At 61.8% G+C, this 1,252-nt stretch carries 2 protein-coding genes; one reads left to right on the top strand and one right to left on the bottom strand.

Features of this window, described 5'->3' with window-relative positions:
* The coding region (locus LI954_RS15975) for an IS5-like element ISBmu23 family transposase (RefSeq protein ID WP_229444974.1) at positions 1-931 on the bottom strand (931 nt) is incomplete at its 3' end.
* Between the two features lie 72 nt (positions 932-1,003).
* Between LI954_RS15975 and LI954_RS15980 the strand changes: the two genes are divergently transcribed.
* The coding region (locus tag LI954_RS15980) for an arginase family protein (RefSeq protein ID WP_267491521.1) at positions 1,004-1,252 on the top strand (249 nt) is incomplete at its 3' end.

The raw sequence follows: 1,252 nt of genomic DNA on the forward strand, positions 1-1,252 counted from the left end.
TCGCCAGCGCGAACAGACTGAACAGCTGTGCCATGTTCCTGGCTAGACCCTTGTAGCGCACCTTGCGATGACGAAACAGGTTCTTCACGACATGAAACGGATGCTCGACCCGGGCGCGGATCTGCGCCTTGGTTCGCTCGACCGCGATCACGAGGTCCTTCAGCGGACCTTCCTGCATCGCCCTGATCTTTCCGCGCTTGAGCGCCACGTGCCACTTCACCGTCTTGCCCTTCATCTCCTCGCGCTTGTCCACGCCGGTGTAGCCCGCATCGCCAAACGCTTCCTGCTCATGACCGTGCAGCAGGGCGTGGGCCTGCGATACGTCCGGCTCGTTGGCCGCCGTGGTGACCACGCTATGCACCAGACCCGAGTCGGCGTCGACGCCGACATGGGCCTTCATGCCGAAATACCAGTCGTTGCCCTTCTTCGTCTGATGCATCTCCGGGTCACGGCTCTTCCCGGCGTTCTTCGTGGACGGCGCAGCCTCGAAGATCGTCGCATCCACCAGCGTGCCTTCCTTCATCATCAGCCCGCGCTCGCACAACTCGATGCCGATCTCGTCGAACAGCTTTCGCGTCAGTGCGTGCTCGACCAGCAGGCGCCGGAATTTCAACAGCGTGGTGGCGTCCGGCACGTTCTCGCGCGCCAGGTCGATGCCCGCGAAGGCGCGCATCGCGATGCTGTCGTAGAGCGCATCTTCAAGCCCTTCGTCCGACAACCCGTACCACTGCTGCAGCAAGTAGATCCGCAGCATCCGTTCCAGGCCAATCGGCGGCCGGCCACGCTCGCCCTTCGGGTAATACGGCCCGATCACCGACAGCAGCCGCGACCAAGGGACGACCTTCTCCATCTCGGCCAGAAAGCGTTGACGCTTGGTCACCCGCTTCTTGCCCGCACTTTCCGCTTCCGCAAAACCGATCTGCCGCTGCATCGTCGTGGGTCCGTTCCGTGAGCTTCTTTCTACAACGCCCTTGGCCTCGTCAGCGATGACCGCCAAGCCGAATTGATCAGTGTTTCCTTTGACGACTATGCGGTGATCGACTACGGCGACTGCTGGCTCGACGTGCACAATCCGTCGACCGTCAAGGAGACGATCGTCACGCATGCGCGCACGATTCTCGATGCCGGTGCTCGGATGCTGACGCTCGGCGGTGATCACTACATCAGCTACCCGCTACTCGTGGCTCATGCGGAAAAGTACGGCAGGCCGCTTTCATTGATCCATTTCGATGCGCACTGCGATACCTGGCCC

Source organism: Enterococcus sp. CWB-B31, from assembly GCF_020567645.1.
Lineage (GTDB): Bacteria > Bacillota > Bacilli > Lactobacillales > Enterococcaceae > Enterococcus_L.